General features: G+C 63.5%; 17 protein-coding genes. 5 read left to right on the forward strand and 12 right to left on the reverse strand.

Translation table 11 applies throughout. The features are described 5' to 3' along the window. Window positions 1-64 precede the first annotated feature (64 nt). The 7 genes from FBZ90_RS08940 to FBZ90_RS08970 form a co-directional block, all read right to left on the reverse strand. Entirely contained in the window at window positions 65-2,380 is a 2,316-nt protein-coding gene (locus FBZ90_RS08940; RefSeq protein WP_186455683.1) for a TonB-dependent receptor, read from the reverse strand. Between the two features lie 232 nt (window positions 2,381-2,612). Next, complete coding sequence (locus tag FBZ90_RS08945) at window positions 2,613-4,184, reverse strand: acetolactate synthase large subunit (protein ID WP_145731118.1); 1,572 nt, start codon at window positions 4,182-4,184, stop codon at window positions 2,613-2,615. Then, the gene (locus FBZ90_RS08950; RefSeq protein ID WP_145731120.1) at window positions 4,181-5,554 is read right to left on the reverse strand and encodes an aminotransferase; all 1,374 of its coding nucleotides are present in this window, start codon (window positions 5,552-5,554) and stop codon (window positions 4,181-4,183) included. Before FBZ90_RS08950 ends, FBZ90_RS08945 begins: the two co-directional genes overlap by 4 nt. 9 nt (window positions 5,555-5,563) lie before the next feature. Then, on the reverse strand, window positions 5,564-6,481 hold the full coding sequence (locus tag FBZ90_RS08955) for an alpha/beta fold hydrolase (protein WP_145731122.1): 918 nt from the start codon (window positions 6,479-6,481) through the stop codon (window positions 5,564-5,566). A gap of 12 nt (window positions 6,482-6,493) precedes the next feature. Next, window positions 6,494-7,102: an amino acid synthesis family protein gene (locus FBZ90_RS08960; RefSeq protein WP_145731124.1), complete on the reverse strand. Its 609-nt coding sequence runs from the start codon at window positions 7,100-7,102 to the stop codon at window positions 6,494-6,496. Window positions 7,103-7,216: 114 nt separating this feature from the next. Further along, on the reverse strand, window positions 7,217-8,020 hold the full coding sequence (locus tag FBZ90_RS08965) for an SDR family NAD(P)-dependent oxidoreductase (RefSeq protein ID WP_145731126.1): 804 nt from the start codon (window positions 8,018-8,020) through the stop codon (window positions 7,217-7,219). Window positions 8,021-8,033: 13 nt separating this feature from the next. Then, entirely contained in the window at window positions 8,034-8,951 is a 918-nt protein-coding gene (locus FBZ90_RS08970; RefSeq protein WP_145731128.1) for a 2-keto-4-pentenoate hydratase, read from the reverse strand. Between the two features lie 38 nt (window positions 8,952-8,989). Here FBZ90_RS08970 and FBZ90_RS08975 point away from each other — a divergent pair, with 38 nt between their 5' ends. From FBZ90_RS08975 to FBZ90_RS08990, 4 genes are all read left to right on the forward strand, one after another. Beyond that, on the forward strand, window positions 8,990-10,495 hold the full coding sequence (locus tag FBZ90_RS08975; protein ID WP_276509087.1) for an aldehyde dehydrogenase family protein: 1,506 nt from the start codon (window positions 8,990-8,992) through the stop codon (window positions 10,493-10,495). A 44-nt stretch (window positions 10,496-10,539) separates the two neighbouring features. Beyond that, window positions 10,540-11,568, forward strand: a complete 1,029-nt coding sequence (locus tag FBZ90_RS08980) for a WD40/YVTN/BNR-like repeat-containing protein (protein WP_186455684.1) — start codon at window positions 10,540-10,542, stop codon at window positions 11,566-11,568. Further along, entirely contained in the window at window positions 11,552-12,028 is a 477-nt protein-coding gene (locus FBZ90_RS08985) for a VOC family protein (protein ID WP_145731130.1), read from the forward strand. Before FBZ90_RS08980 ends, FBZ90_RS08985 begins: the two co-directional genes overlap by 17 nt. 213 nt (window positions 12,029-12,241) lie before the next feature. Next, complete coding sequence (locus FBZ90_RS08990) at window positions 12,242-13,183, forward strand: LysR family transcriptional regulator (RefSeq protein ID WP_044562934.1); 942 nt, start codon at window positions 12,242-12,244, stop codon at window positions 13,181-13,183. Between the two features lie 42 nt (window positions 13,184-13,225). Here the strand turns inward: FBZ90_RS08990 and FBZ90_RS08995 are convergent, their stop codons facing one another. Genes FBZ90_RS08995 through FBZ90_RS09005 form a run of 3 tightly spaced genes read right to left on the reverse strand, consistent with a single transcriptional unit; the run spans window position 13,226 to window position 16,475 of the window. Then, window positions 13,226-14,470, reverse strand: coding sequence for an acyl-CoA dehydrogenase family protein (locus FBZ90_RS08995; protein WP_145731132.1), 1,245 nt, complete (start codon window positions 14,468-14,470; stop codon window positions 13,226-13,228). An 11-nt stretch (window positions 14,471-14,481) separates the two neighbouring features. Then, window positions 14,482-15,276, reverse strand: coding sequence for an SDR family oxidoreductase (locus tag FBZ90_RS09000; RefSeq protein WP_145731134.1), 795 nt, complete (start codon window positions 15,274-15,276; stop codon window positions 14,482-14,484). Window positions 15,277-15,302: 26 nt separating this feature from the next. Next, a complete protein-coding gene (locus FBZ90_RS09005) occupies window positions 15,303-16,475 on the reverse strand; it encodes an MFS transporter (protein ID WP_145731136.1) in 1,173 nt (390 codons plus the stop codon). A gap of 223 nt (window positions 16,476-16,698) precedes the next feature. On the opposite strand from FBZ90_RS09005, the gene FBZ90_RS09010 reads away from it, so the two are divergent. Continuing rightward, window positions 16,699-17,217 carry a flavin reductase gene (locus FBZ90_RS09010; protein ID WP_145731138.1) on the forward strand — a complete coding sequence of 173 codons (519 nt, stop codon included), beginning with the start codon at window positions 16,699-16,701 and terminating at the stop codon, window positions 17,215-17,217. 12 nt (window positions 17,218-17,229) lie between these two features. Here the strand turns inward: FBZ90_RS09010 and FBZ90_RS09015 are convergent, their stop codons facing one another. Both FBZ90_RS09015 and FBZ90_RS09020 read right to left on the reverse strand, forming a co-directional pair. After that, window positions 17,230-17,889 (reverse strand): hypothetical protein, encoded by a 660-nt coding sequence (locus FBZ90_RS09015; RefSeq protein WP_145731140.1) that lies wholly within the window; start codon window positions 17,887-17,889, stop codon window positions 17,230-17,232. 274 nt (window positions 17,890-18,163) lie between these two features. Then, on the reverse strand, window positions 18,164-20,569 hold the full coding sequence (locus FBZ90_RS09020; RefSeq protein ID WP_145731142.1) for a TonB-dependent receptor: 2,406 nt from the start codon (window positions 20,567-20,569) through the stop codon (window positions 18,164-18,166). Between the last annotated feature and the right edge of the window lie 57 nt (window positions 20,570-20,626).

The raw sequence follows: 20,626 nt of genomic DNA on the forward strand, positions 1-20,626 counted from the left end.
ATGATGAAAACCGGCATGCGGCCCAGGCCGGCACCCAGCCGTCCCGGGCCACCGCAGCGAACGCTCAGAATTCCGTCTCCGCCGTGATCCCGATGGTCCGGGGCCGGTTGACGAACACCCGGGCATAATAGGGATTGTTCTGCGAGACGTTCCGATTAATGCCGGTGATCGCCCGCCGATCAAACAGGTTGTCAACGTAAAGCGACGTTGACCAACTGCCGCCCGCCAGCCCAATGCGCATATCGACCAAGTCATACGCCGGCTTTTGCATATAGCTGGCCGGCACGGCGCTGTAATCATACTCGGAATCGACGAACCGGTTCGTCAGCAGGGCGCTCAAGATCAGGTCAGCCGTAATGTCCCGGGAGTATTCCAGGGAGGTCGTCGCCGTCCAACGCGGAACGTCGGGCAATTGCTGGCCAATCGGCGAATTGCCAGGGAGGGCCGCGTCCGTTAACGCCGAGCGCGTCGTCCCCAGCGACTGGTTGAGTCGGAAGCCGCCGCCAATATTCATACTGGCCTCGATTTCCGCCCCTTCCGAATAGGCCTTGCCCGAGTTGGCGGTGAAGAAATACCCGCACCCCAGCGTCGTCTGGAGTTGGATACGCTGCCAGTCGATATAATAGAAGGACGAATTCAGCGTCACCCGGCCGTTCAGCAGCTTCGCCTTCTCACCAATCTCATAGTTCCATACGGCGTCCGGGCCGAAGGTCGACGGCTCCGACTTGATTCCCAATTGCTGATAAGAGGATGAGCAGTCGACGACGCCGCTGGTTGGAATGGGCAGATTGGGGCCACCGGGTCGGTATCCCTTGGATGCCGTGGCGTAGAGCAGAAGGTTCTTGTCCGGCGTGTAGGTCAGGGTGAATTTGGGCGTCAGGCCATAGGCGCCGGCGGCGCCGCTGAACGTCCCCGTCTGGGCGGCCAAACCGTCGGCGTTCTGTTGATATTCGAACCGATAGTGAAAATACCGCAAGCCGACCGTCGCCTTCCAATCCGGCAGAAACTGATAGTTGACCTCCCCGAAAAGCGCCTGCTGCGTCAGGCTGTCGGGCTCAACGTCGGTGAACGCATTGGCGGTGCCGTAGATCGGCACTAGGTCGTTCACCGTGTTGCGTACCAGCAGATGGTCGGAGAAGCGGCTGTAGAAGCCGCCCGCGACCCATTGCAGGCTGGACTCTTCGTTTGAGGATACGCGCAGTTCCTGATTGAACTGGTGTGAGGAATGCCGTTCGGTCGTGCTGTTGTCCGTGGGCAATCCCGTCGGCCCCATGGGACCGAACGCGAAATACTGGCTTTCGGCATCGTCTTCTTTGACGTAGGAACTCACCCGAAGCAAAGACGTGATCGACTGCAACGATATATTGCTCAAATCATACTTGATGCGCAGGCTGTAGTCGTCGAACGCCTGCAATGAGGATTCCGGCACGTCATAAGGCTGGTAATGCGCCATGGTGCCGGGCGGCATGTCGATGGCCGACAATGCGCCGGTGGTGAGCCGCTGATGAAATATCGCCGGCTCGATGCTCAGATCCTCGGTGGGCTTGAAAAGCAAGGTCGCGCGGAAGCCGGTTGTCCTATCGTCATTATCATTGGAATGGACCTTCGCCACAGGCGCGCTGGCGACGTCGCCGCGCATCGTTCCGTTCGGCAGCGGGAAATCGTTGGTCACGATACGGTCGATGAAACCTGAATTATACTTTTCCGTTCCAACCAGGCGTAGCGCCAGCTTGTCACTGACAATCGGGACGTTCAGCATGAAATTCCCGCTGTAATTGACGCCGCCGCCGTCGGTGCCGGATACACCGGCCTGGACGCGCCCGGAGAAATGTTCGAGATCGGGATCGTTGGTGATCAGACGAATGGTGCCGCCCATTGAACTGGCACCGTACAAGGTGCCTTGGGGGCCTCGGAGGATTTCCACGCGCGCCAGATCATACAAATCTGGATCGATCATAACCTTCCCGGCCGATGCCAGCTGCGATGTCGGCGGCGTGACCGGCACGTCATCCAAGTAAAAGCCCACCGTCGGCGATGACCCACCGGAACTGGACAGTCCGCGAATGTTGAACTGCGTCCGCCCCGGGCCCTCGGACGCCATGGCGATACCTGGAACCTGGGACGCCAGGCGCCCCACGTCAGTGATCCCTTCCTTCGATAACTGGTCGCCACTGACGGCGGTGATGCTGATCGGCGTCTGTTGAACCGTGGACACACGCTTTTCAGCCGTGATCACGATTTCCGTCAGTTGGTCCCCGTCGGTCGATGGTCCTTGCTGTTGCGCCCACGCCCCGCCAGGCAACCCAGCCAGGATGACCGGCAGCATGATGGGAAGGAGTCGTGACGGCTTGCCCGAGCCGCCCTTGCTGGATAATTCCATAAGACAACCCTCTCTGTTCACGGCCATCGAGTTTTTTCGACGGCATGTTATTTTCGTCTGGATTGCGTCGTTTTATTTTTCTTATAGGGGACCCTTGATTGGACCCACATCGCCTGGTGGCGGGCGAGAAGACATAACCGGACGTTTTTTTACTTGAAACTGAGACTCTGCTCTCCTCCATCTCCCGGCATCAGGCGGAGTCATTCATAGGTTCGGCAATTGGCCGCGAAGGTCAGGGCAGATCGACCTGGATCAGGAAGGGCCCCTCCTCATCAAAGCCCTGCTCCAACGCCTGCTGAAGGTCGCGGCGGCTGGCCACACGGATGGCGGGAACGCCATATCCCTGCGCCAACGCCGTCCAATCCACGCGGGGATTGTCCAGCCGGGTCAAGCGGCCCGTCACATCGCCATCGATGGAGGCGTCCGCCCGCTTCAACTCGGTCTGCAATATTCCATACCGGTGATTGGCCGCGATGATAACGGTGACCGGCAGCTTCTCGCGGGCGATCGTCCAGAGAGACTGCACGGTGTATTGAGCGCTGCCATCAGATTGCAGCGACACGACGCGCGCACCCGGCGCCGCCAGGGCAGCCCCGGTGGCACAGGGCAAGCCCTGGCCGATCGCGCCACCCGTATTCGTCATCACGCGGTGCTTGCGGGCACGGTAGGCGCGTTGCAGGAAGGGGCCACCGAGGGTGGAGCCCTCCAGGGAAATGATCGCCCCCTCCGGTAGACGGTCGATGAGGTCATCGACGACATCGACCGGGGAAAGAGGCCCGGCGCCGCCCGTGTCGGATGGCACCACGGGCGTGGCAGCGGTTTCCGCAGCCAGCGCCGGCACCTCCATCCGGGCCGCAAGGGTTTCCAACGCCGCGACGCTATCCTGGTCGGGCCGCGACAGTTCGATGACGCGATCCGACGGAACCAGGGCGCTGGGTTGCCCTTCGTATCCGAAGTAGCTCACCGGCGCCTTCGCCCCGACCAGCACCACCGTGGCATCGCCCAATTGCTTCAGGACGTCCTGCGGGAAGTAGGCCAAGCGTTCGAGACGCGGAAGATCGCCGCCCAGACTTACGATCGCCGGATAGGATTCCATAAGCAGCCGCGCCGACAGGGCACTGGCGACGCGCGCTGCCGCGCGCTGCCCCCGCTCGGTCAGCGCATCGGCGCCAAGCAGCAGGATAAGAGGCCGCTTGCGCGACAGCGCCGCCGCGACGGCGGCGATATCGCCATCCGGGACAGCGTCCTTCCCCGGCGCCTGCGCCGGCAGGGCCGGCGCGGCGTCCGCCACCTTGGCATCCATCACATCTGTCGGGGCGATCACGGTGACCACCGCGCCATTCGGCCCCGACGCGATGTCGAACGCCTCCTGCAACTGGGCCAGCAGGCTGGCCCCGTCCCGCAGATGGATGACGGCCTTCGACACCGGCTTGGCGAAGGAGTCGATGTCGGACGTCAGCGGCGCATCGAACGGCAGATGCCAGGTGGCATGGTCGCCCACGATGTTCACCACCGGCGACCGGGCGCGGCGAGCGTTATGCAAATTGGCGAGGCCATTCGCCAAACCCGGGCCAAGGTGCAGCAGCGTCAGCGCCGGCTTGCCGGACACGCGGGCATAGCCATCGGCCGCGCCCGTGCACACCCCCTCGAACAACCCCAGGACGGGCCTGATGCCGGGCACGTCGTCAAGGGCGCTGACCAAGGTCAGTTCCGTCGTTCCCGGATTGGCGAAGCAGATGTCTATCCCCCGCGCCCGGGCCGCCTGCAACAGACGATGGGCCCCGTTCCAAGTGGTGGTCGTCATGAAACCTCCTTGGCGACGGCGTCCAGCCCCGCCTTGAAGAGGGTGATGATCTCATCGAGATCCGCCTTGGTCGCCACCAGCGGCGGCGCGAACACCATGGTGTCGCCGAGGGCCCGGGAGATCAGGCCGCGACCGAAGAGATCCTTCAGCAGCTTCCGTCCTACCCGCAGTTCCGGAGCGAAGGGCGTCTTCGCCGCCCGGTCACGCACCAATTCGATGCCCATCATGAACCCGAGGCCGCGGACTTCGCCAACCAGCGGATGATCCCCGATGGCTTCGCGCATGGCCGTATGGAAATAGGGGCCCAACCGCGCCACGTTCTCCACCACCCCCTCCTGGTCGATGGCCTTGAGGGTGGCCAATGCCGCCGCCGCGGCGACCGGATGGGCCGAATAGGTGTAGCCATGGCCGAACAGGCCGGCCTTCTCGGACCCCGCCTCGATCACGTCCCAGACCTTCGACGACACGAAGCAGACGGACATGGGAAAGTAGCCGCTGGTCACGCCCTTCGCCGCCGTGATGAGGTCCGGTTCCAGGCCGAAGCGCTGGCTGCCCCAATACGTCCCCAGACGGCCGAAGCCCGACACCACCTCGTCCAGCACCAGCAGGATGTCGTGCTTGCGCAGGATGGGGACGATCTCCTCGAAGTATCCCTCGGGGGGAGGAATGAGACCACCCGCGCCCATGACGGGTTCGGCGAAGAAGGCCGCAATGGTCTCCGCCCCCTCACGCGCGATCAGCGCCTCAAGCTCCGCGGCGAGTTGACGCGAGAACTCCCGCTCCGAGACACCCTCCGGCGCCTTGCGATAGTGATGGGGATTGGAAATGTGAAGGATGGGGCCCTGGGGAAGGTCGAACAGCCCGTGCATGCCCGGCAAGCCGGTCAGGCTGGCGGTGGCTACGCCCGACCCGTGATAGCTGTTCCAGCGCGCGATGACTTTCTTCTTCTTCGGCAAGCCGCGCAGATTGTTGTAATACCAAATCAGTTTCAGCTGCGTCTCGTTCGCGTCGCTGCCCGACGCCCCGAAGAAGACGCGGGCCATGGGAACCGGCGCCCGCCGCAACAGGGCTTCGGCGCATTCGATCGCCACGTCCGTCGACAGCCCGTTGAAGGTATGGAAGAAAGACAGCTTGGTGCTTTGCGCGGCGATGGCGCCGCTGATGTCTTCCCGTCCGTAGCCCAGGTTGACGCACCAGAGTCCGGCCATGCCGTCGAGATAGCTGCGCCCCTCGATGTCCTTCAGGCGCACCCCCTTCCCTTCCGCCATGACCAGGGGCCCGTCGCGCATCAGGTCGGCCACCGAAGTGAAGGGATGGAAAAGAGAGGCGCGATCGATTTGGCCGGCGCGTTGGATGTCGAACGTCATCATTGTTTCCTGTCAGCTTGAACCGAGCGGATGTCCGGCCAGGAACCGGCCGACATGCTGGGCGTAAGGGATCGGGGCGTCGTCGTGCACGTAGTGGCTGGCGCCGGCGACCGTGACCGAAGAAATGTTGGAATTGCGCCGGGCCATCTCGCGAACGGTATCGGCGGCGCAAAAGTCGGAACGCTCCCCCCGGATGACCAGGGTTGGAACACGCAGCGCCTCCACGGCCGGCCATAGATCAACAACCCGCCGCGGATCAGGGGCGATCCGCGTCTGGCTGATGCCCTCCGCGTCATAGCGCCAGGTGATGCAGCCTTTAGCGTCTTCTCTCAGGCTCTCGGCCATGCGCTGCTCGATGGCCTCACCGCTGAGCATGGGCCGGCTCTTATGCCAATAGGCCCGCGCCTCCCCCCAGGTGGTGAACTCCCGGGGCAGCGACGCCATCTCCGCGACGATGCGCTGGGCACCCGCCCCGCGCGCCGAAGAACCCGGGGCGATATCCTCGATGATCAGCGCCGCCAAGCGCGAGGGATGCTTGGCGGCATAGACGTACGAGGTCGTGCCGCCCATGGAATGGCCGATCAGGTGGAACCGCGTCAGCCCAAGACCGTCGACGAAGCCCTCAAGGTCGGCCAGGTAACTGTCCGTGTAATAGTTGCGGCCCGGGTCCCAATCGCTGTCGCCGCGACCACGCTGATCAAGGGCGATGAGCCGGTGGGACGGGGCAAGCGTTCGCGCCAAGGTTCGCCACGTGCTTGAATATCCACGGAGGCCATGGAGAAGCACGACCGGCGGCGCGTCCGGCGGACCCCACTCACGAAACGCCAGCCGCAAGCCATTGATTTCCCGGGCGCCCAGACGCTCATCGGGAAGCAACTCCTCCGCGACGGGGCGGCCGTCATCCAGGGCCGGGGGGGTGGGGTCCGTCATCACCGCCCGCCCTCAGCGTAGCCCGTCTTCGCCGATGATCTCATCCACGGGAATGCCGCCCAGACGGGCATGCAGCCGCCCGCGCGTCGCCACCGCCATGGCGATGACGACCTCATCCGGGCCGGGGGAGTCGGTGAAGGTCACGGAAATAGTGTCGTAGTGGGAACGGACGTAGAGGGCGTCCTTGTGGGCCAGGGGAATGTCGATTTCCGTTCCCGGCCCGCCCCGCTTGCCGGTGGACGGGACCCAGGCCTTGCCGCCGCCGACAGCCTCGCGGATGGGTTCGGCGAAGGCCGTGGTCAGGAAGGCGTTGCCATGCTCGTACTCGCCGTTGACGCCCACGAGGGCGGCCTTGCCGTAGCTCTGCACCGGGCGGCCGCCAAGACGGGCGGTCAGGCGGCGCGCGAACTCGATGCCGAGATGTTCGGACGCGGCGATGACCTCGTCAAACGAGGCGACGAAGCGCCCGGCGTTGGGATTGGCGATGGCGGCCGCCACCACCAGTTTCACGACCGGTTCGCCATCGGCCAGCGGCCCGGTCTCAATGGCAAGGGTCTCCTCCTGGAACTCATACCACTTGCGGATATGCAGGCCGTGGAAGTTGGCGGGGCGGCTGGACATGGGAACTCCCGTTCAGTGGGTTGTCAGTTTCTTGAAGGAACTTTTTCACAACAATATGGCTATATCAAGTTAATAGTTCCTTTTTCGGAACAATCACTCTGGATGCGGGCGGCATCAGAGGAACACCGCCCGGGATAGCCCCCCGTCCACCGCGATGGACTCGCCCGTAAGGCCGCTGGCAAGCGAGGACGCCAGGAACACAATGGCGTTCGCCACCTCATCGGCTTCCAGCATCCGCCGGATCGCCGCCGGGTCCGCTGCTTCACGCTTGACGATGGCATCGACGCTGGTGCCTTCCGCCCGTGCCATGTCGGCAAACCAGGCCTCGATGTGCTCGGTCCGCGTCACACCGGGATGGACGATGTTGACCGTGATGCCATCCACACCCAGTTGATCGGACAAGGTCTTGGTCAGGTGGACCAAGGCCGCGTTGCGCATGCCGCTGAGGGCTTCGGTGGAACGCGCGGTAAGGCCGCCGACATTCACGATGCGGCCCCAGCCGGCCTTGCGCATATGGGGAACGCAGGCCTTGCACATTCTGAAATAGCCGACCAGCTTGGTGTTCAGGTCCGCGATCAGGCCGTCTTCGTCCGCCTTCTCAATCTCGTTGCGGACCAGCCCACCGGGCGCCGCCGCGCAATTGACCAGGATGTGGACGCCGCCGAACCTCCGGGCCGTTTCCGACACCAGATTCTCGACCGACGTCCGCTGGGTCGTGTCCACCGGAACGGCGACGACCTCCCCCCCGGTTTCAAGGCGCAGCGCCTCGGCCGCGGCTTCCAGGGCTTCGCGCGTGCGGGCGGCGATGACCACCTTCGCGCCTTGCCGGGCCAACTGCCGCGCAGTCTCCTTGCCGATACCGACGCTTCCCCCGGTTACGATCGCCACCTTGCCGGCAAGGCCGTAATCCACACTCATCCCCTGTCCTCCTTCACCTGGATGCCTGAACAAACCTCATCGACACGCTCCCGAGGGAGCCGAAGGTCGCGGTCACCTCTTCATCAGGCCCGAGCACTGTCATCCCGGTGCAACTGCCGCTGGCGACAAGCTGGCCTGATCGTATCCCCTTCCCCCTCGCCGCCAGCCAATTGGCCAGCCAGGTCACCGCCTCCAGCGGGTGGCCAAGGACTTTCGCGGTAGAGCCGCGCACATCGGGCTGCGCCTTTCTCATCAGCGTGACCGAAAGCCCCCGCAGCGCCTCTTCCGACCAATCACGCAAAGGCTCTCCCACGACCAGAAGATCGGCATTGCCGTTATCCGCCACGATACGCGGAAGGGTGTCGTCATCGCCCATGAACCGCGTGTCGCATACCTCGATGCCCGCGAAGGCGCAGCCGACGCCGCGCATGATATCGGCTTTCGAGAATGGCGCCGCCTCGGGCCGGAGATCCTCGTCGATGCGGAAGATAACCTCCGCCTCGACGATGCGCAGATGGGTGCTCACCTCTATCCGCGCCGGGGAGAACCGGATGTCCTGCCGCGTCAGCCGCCCTGCGATCGGCTCTGTCGCGCCCAGCCCTTCCTGCGCCGCCGTGCTGGTGAGGCCTATCTTGTATGCCGCCACCTCGGCGCCCCGGAGCGCTGTGGTCGCCGCCTGCACGTCATAGGCCTCCACCAAATTCGCCGGCATGTAAGCCGCCGTAGCGGGATCGATGGGCCGCCCCGCGCGGCGGGCCGCCAGCAGTTCCGTGGCGAGTTCGATGAGTGGGGACGGAACCATGAGATCACCTTGCCTGGGCTGCATGTCTGGTTCTATGCCCGAATTGTCCCGATTACGCAACAGTTCATCGATATGGCGCTTATTGTTTATTTTTATGGACCATGCTATCAACGCTCCATCACAAGACATTCAGGGCATCGCCCAACGTCGGGACCGGGAGCGAATACGTGACGACAACGACCGCTATCGAAAGAGCTGAACACCTGAAGGCGGCCTTGAAGGCCCAGCCGCAGCGCCTGTTGATCGGGGGCGCATGGGTCGAGGCCGTATCAGGCCGCACGTTTGAAACCATCAACCCCGCCACGGGGGAGGTGCTGGCCCACATCGCGCACGGCGCGACGGCGGACGTGGATCTGGCGGTGCGCGCCGCCCGGAAGGCTCTCAGCGATCCCGCCTGGTCCCGCATGAGCGCTGTGGATCGGTCGCGCGTGCTGTTGCGTCTGGCGGATCTTGTGGAGCGCGACGCCGAGAACCTTGCCGTTCTGGAATGTCTCGACAACGGCAAACCGGCGACGCTGACGCGCGCCGTCGAGGTTGAGGGAACCATCAGGACATTCCGCTACTTCGCGGGATGGCCAACGAAGTTCGGTGGCGAGACGCTGCCGGTCTCGCCGCGCAGCGGCGCGCAGATCCTGAACTACACGACGCGCGAGCCCGTTGGCGTGGCGGGTCTCATCGTTCCTTGGAATTATCCCCTGTCGATGGCGGCCTGGAAGGTGGCGCCGGCCCTTGCGGCTGGATGCACGGTTATTCTGAAGCCCGCCGAACAGACGCCCCTGACAGCCCTGCGCCTGGGTGAGCTGGCGCTTGAGGCCGGCGTTCCGCCAGGGGTGTTCAACATCATCACAGGCTTCGGCGATGCCGGCGCGGCCTTGGTGGAACACGACGGCGTCGACAAGGTGGCCTTCACCGGTTCCACCGCGGTCGGCAAGGCCATCGTGCGGGCCTCTTCCGGCAACTTGAAAAAGGTGTCCTTGGAGCTGGGCGGCAAGTCGCCGCAAATCGTGTTCCCGGACGCGGACGTCAAGGTGGCGGCCGCCTCGATCGCCCAGGGCATCTTCTTCAACCAGGGACAGACGTGCACGGCGGGGTCGCGCCTTTACGTTCACAAGAGCCGCGCCGACGAACTGCTGGACGCCATCGCCGGCGCCGCGGCCCGACTGAAGATCGGTGACGGCCTGCAGCCCGATGTCGATTTCGGCCCGCTGATCTCCCAAGAGCAGTGGGACAGGGTCAATCATTATGTCGAGGTGGGATCGGCGGAAGGCGCCACGCTAGCCGCCGGCGGGCAACGCCCCGCCAACCTCGCAAATGGATTCTTTTTTGAGCCCACCATCTTCGTCAATGCGGCACCGACGATGCGTATCGTCCGGGAGGAGATCTTCGGGCCCGTCCTGGCGGCGTTGACCTGGTCCGATCAAGACGAGCTGGTGGCGCAAGCCAACGATTCCGAATACGGCCTGTCCGCCGGAATCTGGACCAACGACATCAAGGCGGCCCACCGCACCGCCGCCGCCATCAAGGCCGGCACGGTTTGGGTGAACTGCTTCAACATGATCGACCCCGCGAGCCCCTTTGGCGGCTTCAGGCAATCGGGATGGGGGCGGGAGCATGGTCGGCAGGCCATGGAACTCTACAGCGAAACCAAGAGCGTCTGGGTGAACCTGTCCTGACGCTTCGCCAGCGATTTGCACCCCGTGACAACGAGGCAACCGATATGAACAAGACATTGATCGTTTCGACCGACGGCCAGGCGGTCCTGCGCAGCCATGACAATGGCGCGACGTGGCGGCGCCTGACCATCAATCAGGAACTGGAATATGACGACTGCGTCCGCTGCCTGCTGGCCGATCCACGGCATCCGGAAGCGCTGTTCGCCGGCACTGAGAAGGGCCTGTTTTACAGCGGCGACTGCGGCGCCAACTGGACCCGTATCGACAGCGTCCTGAACGACTTCACCATCTGGAAGCTGGCGGTGCATCCGGACCACCCCGACATCATGTACGCCGGGACCGGTTCCCCGTCGCTCGCCATCCTGTTCCGCTCCCGCGATGGCGGTAAGACCTGGAGCCGCACGGGGCTGGAGATGCCGCCGAAATGCGCCGGCGTGAGCCGCCCCCGCATGCTGGCCCTGGCCGTCGACCCCGATGACCCGTTGGGCGTGTGGGCCGGGGTGGAAGAGGGCGGGCTCTACCGATCCCGGGATGGCGGCGATTCCTGGCAGCGCGTCGACACCGACTGGGCGCCCAGTCGCGGCAACTCGGACCTGCATGATATCGTCGTGTTCCCGGGCGCGCCCAAGACGATCCTGGCGCTTGTCGTGAATGGCATTTACAAGTCGACTGACGATGGCGTTACCTGGAACCGGTTGGATGCAAAAGAAACCTGGGGTCTTTATTATACCCGTGTTTTACGCCGGCGCCCCCGGAACGGCGAGTTGATCCTGGGAATTGGTGACGGCACCCCGGGGTCGACAGGGGTCATCCTGCGGTCGGAAGACCGGGGCGGCACATGGAAGGAAATGCCCCTGCCCAATCAGCCGAACTCCTGCTTCTGGGCGGTCGGCACGAACTCGGCCGATCCGGACTTTATCCTGGCCGGCACCAAGTTCGGCCATCTTTACCGGAGCGAGGACGGCGGCCTGACGTGGCGCAAGGAATGGCGTGAGTTCAGCGAGATCACCGACATCGTGTGGCTGCCGGCCGTGCCCGGCAAGGAGGCGGACGATCATGCCCACCACCCCTAAGGTCAAGCGTATTGGACATGTCGTCCTTTATGTCCGCGACCCGGAAAGATCCGCCGAGTGGTATGGCAAAATCCTGGGCATGCAAATCAGCGCCCGCGTCGCCGAGGGCCCCTATGCCGGGGGGATTTTCCTAAGCTTCGGCCATTACGATCACGACATCGCCTTGTTCCCGGGCGGCACCGATGCCCCCAAGGGGCGGGAGTTCGAGCATATTGGCCTGGAGATCGACGTCGGCGGCGACATCAGGAAGCTCAGGGACATATACGCCACCTTCCTCGAGAACGGCGTCGAGATCCATGAGGTCCTGGATCACGGCGTGTCCAACGGGATCTATTTCTATGATCCCGATGGGCACCAGCTGGAGGTATTCGCCCAGATCATCCCCCCCGACAATGGGGCCGCCATCGCGGAATTGGGCGCGAACCAGGGCCAGGCTGACCTGATCACGTTCGACAGCTGACGTGGTCCATTACCCACGGTCCGAGCATGCGCAACCACGCCCGCCTCACCGGCGGGCGTGAGTGCCATTGGCTCCCCTCCCCGCGCCTCATGGCCAACCCGGCGTATCCATCACAAGAAAATCATCATCAACGGGTAAAATCGAATTGTTGACCTTCGGGTCAGGTTTGGCGCTATTGTTCACTTAATGCAAAAATAACGATACATACGTGCCATGGATGAAAAGATTGAAGTCGGGAACGCTGTCGCCCTGATGTCGTTCGCGGCGGTGGTCAGCACGGGAAGTTTTTCGGCCGCCGCGAAGTGGTTGAACTGCTCAAAGGCGGCGGTCAGCCGTCAGATCGCCCAGTTGGAGACGGATGCCGGAACCAAACTTCTGGACCGGACGACGCGCAGCATCTCGGTCACGCCGGCTGGCCAGCAAATCTATGATCGCTGCGCCCGCATCATTGACGAGGTCAACGAAGCCAACCAGGTCATGGCGGGCATGCTGACGACGCCCCGCGGCGACCTGAAGATCAACGCCCCCGTCGTGGCGTCCCTGTTCCGAGTGACCGAGTTCATTCCCCAGTTCCTGACACAGCATCCGGACGTCCGGATCCACCTGAACCTTTCCGACAGTCAGGTCGATCTGCTGCGCGGCCATTTCGATGCGGCGTTCTGGGTTGGCGAGCCCTACGATTCCGCCCTCGACGCCGTCAAGTTGTGCGAATACGACATGGTGCTGGCGGGATCGCCGGACTATTTCGCGAAACACGGCACGCCCTCCTCCCCGGCGGAGTTGAAGGAACACGACTGCGTCGTGGAAACCCATCTCTCGCGTCCCGGGGAATGGCAACTTTCCAAGGATCTGGTCGTCCCGGTGGTGCGCGGGCAGTTGACCTCAAACAGCGTGCGCATGACCCGCCAGGCCATCCTCGCCGGCATGGGCATCGCCTTCCTGCCCCGTTTCCTGCTGGAACAGGACATCGCCGGCAACCGGCTGGAGGTGATCCTTTCAAACCACGTATCGGCCAAGGTGCCTTTGTACCTGATCTTCCCCCGGGGCAATTACCTGCTGGCGAAGGTCAAAGCCTTTGTCGACTTCCTGTCCGTGAACCTTCCCTCCGCCAAGGCCCGCAGCGAAGAGGCCTTCGGATATGCCGACGCCTCCTGAAGCCGGTGGAGGCGGGCGTCACGCGGACGCCCGTCCACACGCTCAAATGTCCAGGGAGTCGTTTTCAAATCCAAAACGCACGGCGCCCAGGTTACGGGCGTAGGGATAAGGGTTGTTGGCGACATGGGCCCGCGCCGTATGGATGTCCAGAAACGCCTGTTGGACCGGGTTCCCCCGGAACACGGCCTTGGCGCCACTGAACGTCATCAAGGTGTCGATGGCATCGACACATCGCTCCACCATGCCCGTGGTCGATGCCCCCAGGGCCGCCCGCCGCGCAATCGGCCAGTCGCGACCAATGGCCCTTTCCATCAATTCGTGGCAATCCCGATCAAGCACGAGGGAGAGTTCGTCCAGCGTCCTCTCCACCTGGGCCACCGCATGCTGGATGGTCGTATCCCGGGCCAGGCGGTCACCCGTGTAGGTGGCGCGCTTCTCCCTGGTGGTCTCGATGAAGACATCCAGGGCGGATTTCAGCGCCCCCAGGGATGTGGTGGACACCGTCCTGTTGAAGATCTGGGCGAACGGCATCTTGTAGAGGGCTGAGGTGTTGCTGGCGTGCCCTGGACAATCCATGGCGAACATGTCCAATTCACGGATGGTCCGATGCTCCGGCACAAAGGCGTCGTTGACGACGATGTCGTTGCTGCCGGTCGCGCGCAGTCCCATGACGTCCCAGTTGTCGACGATCCGATAGTCGGCGCGGGGGATGAGAAAGTTGCGTGGATCGGGCTTGGCATTCGCTTCCGTGGCGGGAACCATCGCACCGAGGATGACCCAATCGCAATGCGCCGATCCGCTGGAGAACGCCCATCGTCCCGACAGGCGGTAGCCGCCCGGCACCACCATCACCTTTCCCACCGGCATGTAGGAGGAGCTGATGCGCACGGCGGGATCTCCGCCCCACACATCCTGGGCGGCGCGATCATCGAACAGCGCCAGTTGCCAGTTATGGACAGCGATCACCGCATAGACCCACGCGCTGCCCATGCAGCCCTCGGCCAGGGTACGGGCGATAGCGCAATACACCCGCGGCGGCAGTTCGTACCCACCGTAGCGCCTGGGCTGCAGCACCTTGAAAAAGCCGGCGTCCGTGAATTCCTGGATGGTCTCCGCAGGAATTTGCCCCGCCTCGATGGCCGCTCGGGATCGAGCCTTCAGTACCGGGATCATCGCCTCAGCCTGCCGAAGCAACTGATCGGCCAAATCCGACGCGTCGTTGGCGGCCTGGCCGGCCCCGGATATGGGCATGTATGCGGGCTGTGCCCACGCCTCCTCTGCCTGCATGATTCTTCTCCTTATAAATAAATACCCCGCGTGATGCCGCCATCGACCGCCAGGGATTCCCCCGTTATGGCGGCGGCCAGCGGCGATGCGAGGAAGGCGACGGCGTACCCCACCTCCTCCGCCCGGATGACCCGGCGAATGGGTGTCGCCGCCGAGAATTCAGCCTCGATCTCAGCGGGGCTCACCCCGCGCTTGGCCGCCTCGGTCTCAAAAAGTTCCACGATGTGTTCGGTCTGGGTAACGCCGGGATGCAGGGCGTTCACGGTCACGCCATCGGGGCCCAATTGATCCGACAAGGTCTTGGTCAAGTGGCAGACGGCGACGTTGCGCATGCCGCTGAGCAGGTTGGACGATCGGCCCGTCAACCCGCCGATGTTGATGATCCTGCCCCAGCGTCGTTTCACCATGTGCGGGGCCACGGCTTTCGCGCAGCGGGCATAGCCCACGACCTTGGTATCCAGGTCCCCCAACAGGGCGTTGCCGTCCAGATGCAAGATCTCCCCTTGCGCCGGACTGGACGGACTGGCCGCGCAGTTGACGAGGATGTCGATGCGGTCGAAGGCGGCCATGACGGCAGCGACCATGCCGTCGACCCGCTCCTGGTCGGTCGTGTCGGACGGAATGGGCATGACGGTGCCCGCCGTTTCCGCCTCAAGTTCCGCCGCGGCTGTGTTCAGCCTGTCGCCGCGCCGGGCGGTGATGACCACCTTAGTCCCTTGCTGCGCCAACACCTTGGCCACAGCCCGGCCGATCCCGGAACTGCCACCCGTGACAATGGCAACGCGCTCGTTCAAATCCAACTTCATTTGCTTCCCACGACTTGCGGTTGCGGTCACGGCACGGCGGAATTGGGGGGGAGGGATTGCACACCGCGGGCCCTCAAGCCGCTAAGGACAATGGCCAGGCTGCAGACCAGGACGGCGGTGCTCATCCATGCCGCCGGCGCGAAGTTGTGCCTCGTCAGCAAGGCCGCCGCCAGAGCGGGCCCGACACCGAAACCCACGGTCTGAATGCACCCCATGGCCACGACCACGCGCCCCCTGGCATCCGCCTCGGCGCAGACGCCGGAAAGCAGAGGCTGGGCCAAATTCCATCCAAAATTGAAGAGTATGCCGGCGACGAACAGCTGCGCGGCGGATACCGTCCCCATCAACAGCCAGAAACTCAGCACCGAGATCGCACCGCTGCCGGCCAGTAGCCAAGAGCGGCTGACCCGGTTCGTCAGAAGGACGGCCAGCAAGGCCCCGCCCGTGCCCGAGAACGAGGAAACCCCCATGGCTTGGCCGATGAGGTCCGGATCAATGCCGTTGCTGGCACCGATCCGCTCAAAATAGCTCCACATGGCCCCCTGGGCGATGAAATAGAGAAACACGCCCGCGAGCCCGGCAATCGTCAGGATCTTCTGGATCGAGACGCCATCCGGCGCCCCCACCGCCGACACGCAACTGCGGGTCGGCAGCCATTTCACGACCACGGCGGCCGAGAGAGCAATCAGCGCCAGCCCGATGAACGTCGCCGACGGCCCGATCGACACCTGCAACGCGGGAAGGATCACCAGGATCCCCGCGCTGACGGCCAAGCCGACGACCAGATAAATCCCGAAGGCGCGATCGGGGTTCGGCGCACTGCCCAGCGCGGCGAATGACACCGCGATCGCCAGGCCCTCGCCACCGCCGGTGAGGACGCGGGCGGCGACGACCGCTGGATAGGTCGTGCACATTGCGGTCCAGAGATTGCCGATACCGATGATCGCCAGGGCAAGCAGGGCGAGGTAGCGCCAATTGAATCGGGAGATCAGGAATGTGCCGGCACCAATCGCGACGGCCATGGCGTTGATGTCCCAGGACGCCACGTAGCCCAGGGACTGATCGTCCAGTCCCGTGAGACTGCCGACCAAGCCGACGAAGCCGGGCACGATCATGATCGTCAGGCCGCCCAGGGTACCAAGCACCACGGCGGCCAAAAGACCCGGCGTATCAAGCCGGTGCGGGTGCACCGTCACCATGTCCGCACGGCGGAGGCCGGGCCGTGAGGCCGGAATGCGGGCATGCTCAGTGAAATCATGCTGGATAGCCCCCCGAAAGATTATATGGCCACATGAGCATGCCTCAATTGTCTCTCTTTAGCAACATTAGTCTTGTTAATCGATGATTGTTCCAATTAAGATCCAGAAGGGACACCACGGAGCTGCCGGGCGTGCCCCAGCACCCATGACTTAGGGAGAGGCCATGTCGGTGGAAAAAGACCAATTTCGTGCGGCGATGGCGCGCATGGGCGCCGCCGTCAGCATCATCACGTCCGACGGCCCCGCCGGGCGTCATGGCATGACGGTCTCGGCCGTCTGCAGCGTCACCGACCAGCCGGCGACCTTGCTTGCCTGCATCAATCGGTCATCCCGGGGCTACGGTACTTTGAAATCCAACGGCATTGTTTGCGTGAACATTCTGGCGCCCCAGCATGAAGGCCTGTGCCGTCTGTTTGCGACGCCGGGCGCGCCAACCGTGGAGCGATTTGCGGACGAGACGGAATGGGATACCCTCAAGACCGGCGCCCCGGTGCTCCGTGACGCCGCGGTCGCCCTGGATTGCACGGTGGACGCCATAAACGACGTGGGCACCCACGGCGTTCTGTTCGCCCGGGTACAGGCCATCCGCATGAATGAACGGGCCGACGGCCTCATTTACTTCGCCCGGGCGTTTCACCACCTGTCTCCGCCCGCGGCCTTGCGCGCGCCAGCCGCGGACTGAGCCAACCTTGAATCACCGGGGTTTCGCTGACCCCGGATACCAGAAGGTCACGTGACAGGACTCACAGGCCTGATCAAGATTACCGCCGGCGACAACCAGCGCCTTGACGTCCCGCTTGTCGATAGCCGCCAGCGCCTCCAGCGTCCTGTTTCTGACGTCGTCGGCGAAGGCGGCGAAAGCGGGCCGGTTCGCCTGGATCATGGCGTCGATCTGTTTGGGGGCGAGTTCGCCCAGCTTCGGCTGAGCGCCGGGCGGCGCGGCGTGGCGCCCCTCCATCACCACGAGGTTCATGGCTTCCAGGAGGGTGAGCGCATGGCGCCGGACCTCCTGCCATTCCTCGGGGGTCCGCGGCTCCCGCTTTTCGACACCGGCCTGGGTGCTGATGACCGCGACGGAATCCCAGACACCGTCCGCTGCTGGGTCAACCGTGCTGTCCATCAGTTCCTGGATGGTCGCATACACCCGAAATGGCGATCCGGACTTCGCCGCCTGCGTTGACACGACCGGGGCCGTTTCCGCGCGCGCGACGTACCAGCGCCCTGCCCCGGCCACGGCACCGCAGATTAAGACGATGGCCACAGCGGCGTTGGGCAGGCGCCGGTGGGCTTTCCGCAGGCCGCCCGCCCCAGGTCCCTGGGCGTGGCCTGCCGTTTCAGCATCAGGCCCGGTCATACTCGGCCCCTCGAAGCATGACACGTCTCCCCTTTTTCATAATTGAACCTCCGTATCTCAACCTCACTCGCGCCCGGTCGCGCGGGGAAGCGCTGGCACACATCGCGAAGTGCCGGCCTCTCTGGCAGGGCGCGCCGCCCGAAGCATCGCCCGCCGGGCGCGTGATCATGATGGGTTAACGGTTCTGAAACCGTTGGCCCCCGGTTACGCGCCCGGGTTAGGCCGTCGCCGGCGCCCCGGCGACATGCCAGGAACGCCGGCCACGCCGCCGATTTCAGAAATCGACCCTGTACTGGATACCGAGTTGGCGCGGCCGGCTTACCGCAGCCATGGGCAGGGCCTGGGACGTTCCGTTTGGCAGAATCTCCTGACGAACGAAACCGGACGGATAAAGATTGCCATAGTTCAAACGTTCGTTGAGCAGGTTCTTGCCATATATCGACAGCGTTGACCCGCCGAAACGCACACCGATATTGCCGTTGACGATGTTGAAGGGCTCGCGCCTCAGGAAGCCGCTGGCGCCGATATTCGGGACCAGAACCGCGCCCGTGTAACTGTAGTCGGCGGCGACAAACAGATCAGTGGAGGCGCTAATCGCTGTCTCATAATATCCGGATACCGTCCCTGTCCATCTCGGAACCTGGGTCAGACGGGTATCCGGCGCCTGGGGAATGAGGCCCGGATCCTGGAGCACGGCGTCGGTATACCCCAACCCGAATTGCAGGGTCAGCGGAACGTCCGCGAACGGGCGGCCCGACAGCTCCATCTCCCCGCCACGAATTTGCGCGCGACCGGCGTTGGTCAAGAAGCTGTATGAACACCGCGGAAGCTGGACCTGCTGCTGGACCTGCGACCAGTCGATTTGGAATCCGGCCACCGAGACATTCAGCCGCCCGCCGGCCAGCCGGTCTTTGGCCCCAATCTCGTAACTCCACAGAGAGTCGGGCTGGAAGCGCTGCGCCTTCTCCGCGCTCACGCCAATCGCCGCCAAGTCCGCCGCGCAAAAGGCGGGCAACGGCGCCTGAGCGCCACCGACGCGGAACCCTTTGGCCGCCGAGGCGTACACCATCGCGTCGTCATCGATCTTGTAGGACACCACCCCTTTGGGCACTAGGCCCGACTGGAAATTGTTCAGTTCGGGGGCGTAGGCGCCATCAGGGGGATTGACCACGCCCGTAGCCACGTGCGCGTCGCCGTGCTGCGTTATCCAATACTGCCGCAATCCTACGGTAAGGGTCAGCTTGGGCACGACCTCATAATACAGCTCACCGAACGCGGCGATATTTTCTTCCTGCGTCGGAATGGTATCAGAGTTTTGATAATCCTGCGGCAGTCCGGCGGTGATAAAGTCCGGCACATGGATTGGCGGCTGATGAAATGTCACATCCTTTTCTTGATAGAAGACACCCGCCACACCGGACAGGTGCGGAAGAAGGGTGCCCTCATCAAAGGAAATCCGGCCTTCTTGCGTGACCCTTTTGTCCTGCACGACATCAACGACATAAAGTGCGGGATCACTCGGCAGGTTGATACCCAGGCCGGATTGGAAATATTGGTTCGTACCCTCGGTATCATCCTCCAGTTCCCGGACCTTACGATCGAAATAGCTGGTGGAAGATACGACCGAGTAGCCATTGCCATTGTAGGTCAGCACCAGGGAGCCAAGCCCCCAGTGATCCTTGGAATATTCCTGAACATCCCGGTCACGATGAACGGTATAGGAAACCGGCTTGAAGTCTGGCAGCGGAACGTAGGCGGCCGGAAAGCCGTGGAGTTCCGAGACCTCTCCCAAGGCCGTGAGGGATGCCTCCAGATCTTCGGTCAATTGGACACGTAGCGTGGCCATTCCCGAGAAGTCGTCTTGGCGTCCTTGCCCATCCCTGGTGACGGGGTTGCCGTTGGCATCCGGGAAAACCCGTTTAATGTAACCGGAGTCCCGTTGTGCCCCGGCAGCGAAATTCATCGCCACCTTGCCGGGCGTAATAACCACATTCGTCAGCGCATTGGCCCCAACGTCCATGCTGCCGCCGTCCGTCCCCCCCGCCTGGAGTTGGACCGAGGACTCGTTGTTTGTCAGGGACGGCTTCTTGGTGATGAAGCGTACGTTGCCGCCCATCGAACTGGCGCCGAACAACGTCCCTTGTGGCCCCTTCAGAACCTCGATGCGCTCAAGACCCAGGGTCTGCGGACTCACCGTTGAGGGGATCGGCGTGTCATTGAGATAATAGGCGGTGGTATTCGTCCCGGTAACGCCGCGTATCGTCGTTTGACGGCCGCCGCTGAAGCCCACCGCGGTCCCATCCGATCCTTGGCCGTACTGGAACGTCAGATTGGGGATTTTCGTCGCGTAGTCGGCAAAGCTTTGAATGTTCTGCTTTTCCAGAAAGTCCGAGGAAAGCGCCGTAACGGAAACAGGAACATCGGTCAGCCGCTCGTCCTTCCGGCGTGCCGAGATGACGATTTCCTGCAAGGTCTGCTGGTCATCCCCGGCGGACGTGGATGCCGGATTATTTTGCTGGCCCACGGCCGTACCGGCATGAAGGGTCGCCAAGGCGAAGCCCGCCAACAAGGCGCAGGAGGAAGCCCGGCGCATGAACCGGCGCTTATTCAAGGCAAACCGCTTGCCGACCGCCACCTGGGCCACCATCGCCAGCGGCCTGGGCTCATTGTTGAACACCATGTCTCGTAACTCCCTGCTTTGTCATTTTTCTCTTTCCCACGGCCGCGCTTGCGGTCC

Source organism: Nitrospirillum pindoramense (assembly GCF_007827955.1).
Lineage (GTDB): Bacteria > Pseudomonadota > Alphaproteobacteria > Azospirillales > Azospirillaceae > Nitrospirillum > Nitrospirillum amazonense_B.

What these genes read in the sequence shown, in the direction of transcription:
- FBZ90_RS08940 (WP_186455683.1), bottom strand. Translation starts at nt 2,380, where the DNA reads ATGGAATTATCCAGCAAGGGCGGCTCGGGCAAGCCGTCACGACTCCTT.
- FBZ90_RS08945 (WP_145731118.1), bottom strand. Translation starts at nt 4,184, where the DNA reads ATGACGACCACCACTTGGAACGGGGCCCATCGTCTGTTGCAGGCGGCC.
- FBZ90_RS08950 (WP_145731120.1), bottom strand. Translation starts at nt 5,554, where the DNA reads ATGATGACGTTCGACATCCAACGCGCCGGCCAAATCGATCGCGCCTCT.
- FBZ90_RS08955 (WP_145731122.1), bottom strand. Translation starts at nt 6,481, where the DNA reads ATGACGGACCCCACCCCCCCGGCCCTGGATGACGGCCGCCCCGTCGCG.
- FBZ90_RS08960 (WP_145731124.1), bottom strand. Translation starts at nt 7,102, where the DNA reads ATGTCCAGCCGCCCCGCCAACTTCCACGGCCTGCATATCCGCAAGTGG.
- FBZ90_RS08965 (WP_145731126.1), bottom strand. Translation starts at nt 8,020, where the DNA reads ATGAGTGTGGATTACGGCCTTGCCGGCAAGGTGGCGATCGTAACCGGG.
- FBZ90_RS08970 (WP_145731128.1), bottom strand. Translation starts at nt 8,951, where the DNA reads ATGTCTTGTGATGGAGCGTTGATAGCATGGTCCATAAAAATAAACAAT.
- FBZ90_RS08980 (WP_186455684.1), top strand. Translation starts at nt 10,540, where the DNA reads ATGAACAAGACATTGATCGTTTCGACCGACGGCCAGGCGGTCCTGCGC.
- FBZ90_RS08985 (WP_145731130.1), top strand. Translation starts at nt 11,552, where the DNA reads ATGCCCACCACCCCTAAGGTCAAGCGTATTGGACATGTCGTCCTTTAT.
- FBZ90_RS08990 (WP_044562934.1), top strand. Translation starts at nt 12,242, where the DNA reads ATGGATGAAAAGATTGAAGTCGGGAACGCTGTCGCCCTGATGTCGTTC.
- FBZ90_RS08995 (WP_145731132.1), bottom strand. Translation starts at nt 14,470, where the DNA reads ATGCAGGCAGAGGAGGCGTGGGCACAGCCCGCATACATGCCCATATCC.
- FBZ90_RS09000 (WP_145731134.1), bottom strand. Translation starts at nt 15,276, where the DNA reads ATGAAGTTGGATTTGAACGAGCGCGTTGCCATTGTCACGGGTGGCAGT.
- FBZ90_RS09005 (WP_145731136.1), bottom strand. Translation starts at nt 16,475, where the DNA reads ATGGTGACGGTGCACCCGCACCGGCTTGATACGCCGGGTCTTTTGGCC.
- FBZ90_RS09010 (WP_145731138.1), top strand. Translation starts at nt 16,699, where the DNA reads ATGTCGGTGGAAAAAGACCAATTTCGTGCGGCGATGGCGCGCATGGGC.
- FBZ90_RS09015 (WP_145731140.1), bottom strand. Translation starts at nt 17,889, where the DNA reads ATGACCGGGCCTGATGCTGAAACGGCAGGCCACGCCCAGGGACCTGGG.
- FBZ90_RS09020 (WP_145731142.1), bottom strand. Translation starts at nt 20,569, where the DNA reads ATGGTGTTCAACAATGAGCCCAGGCCGCTGGCGATGGTGGCCCAGGTG.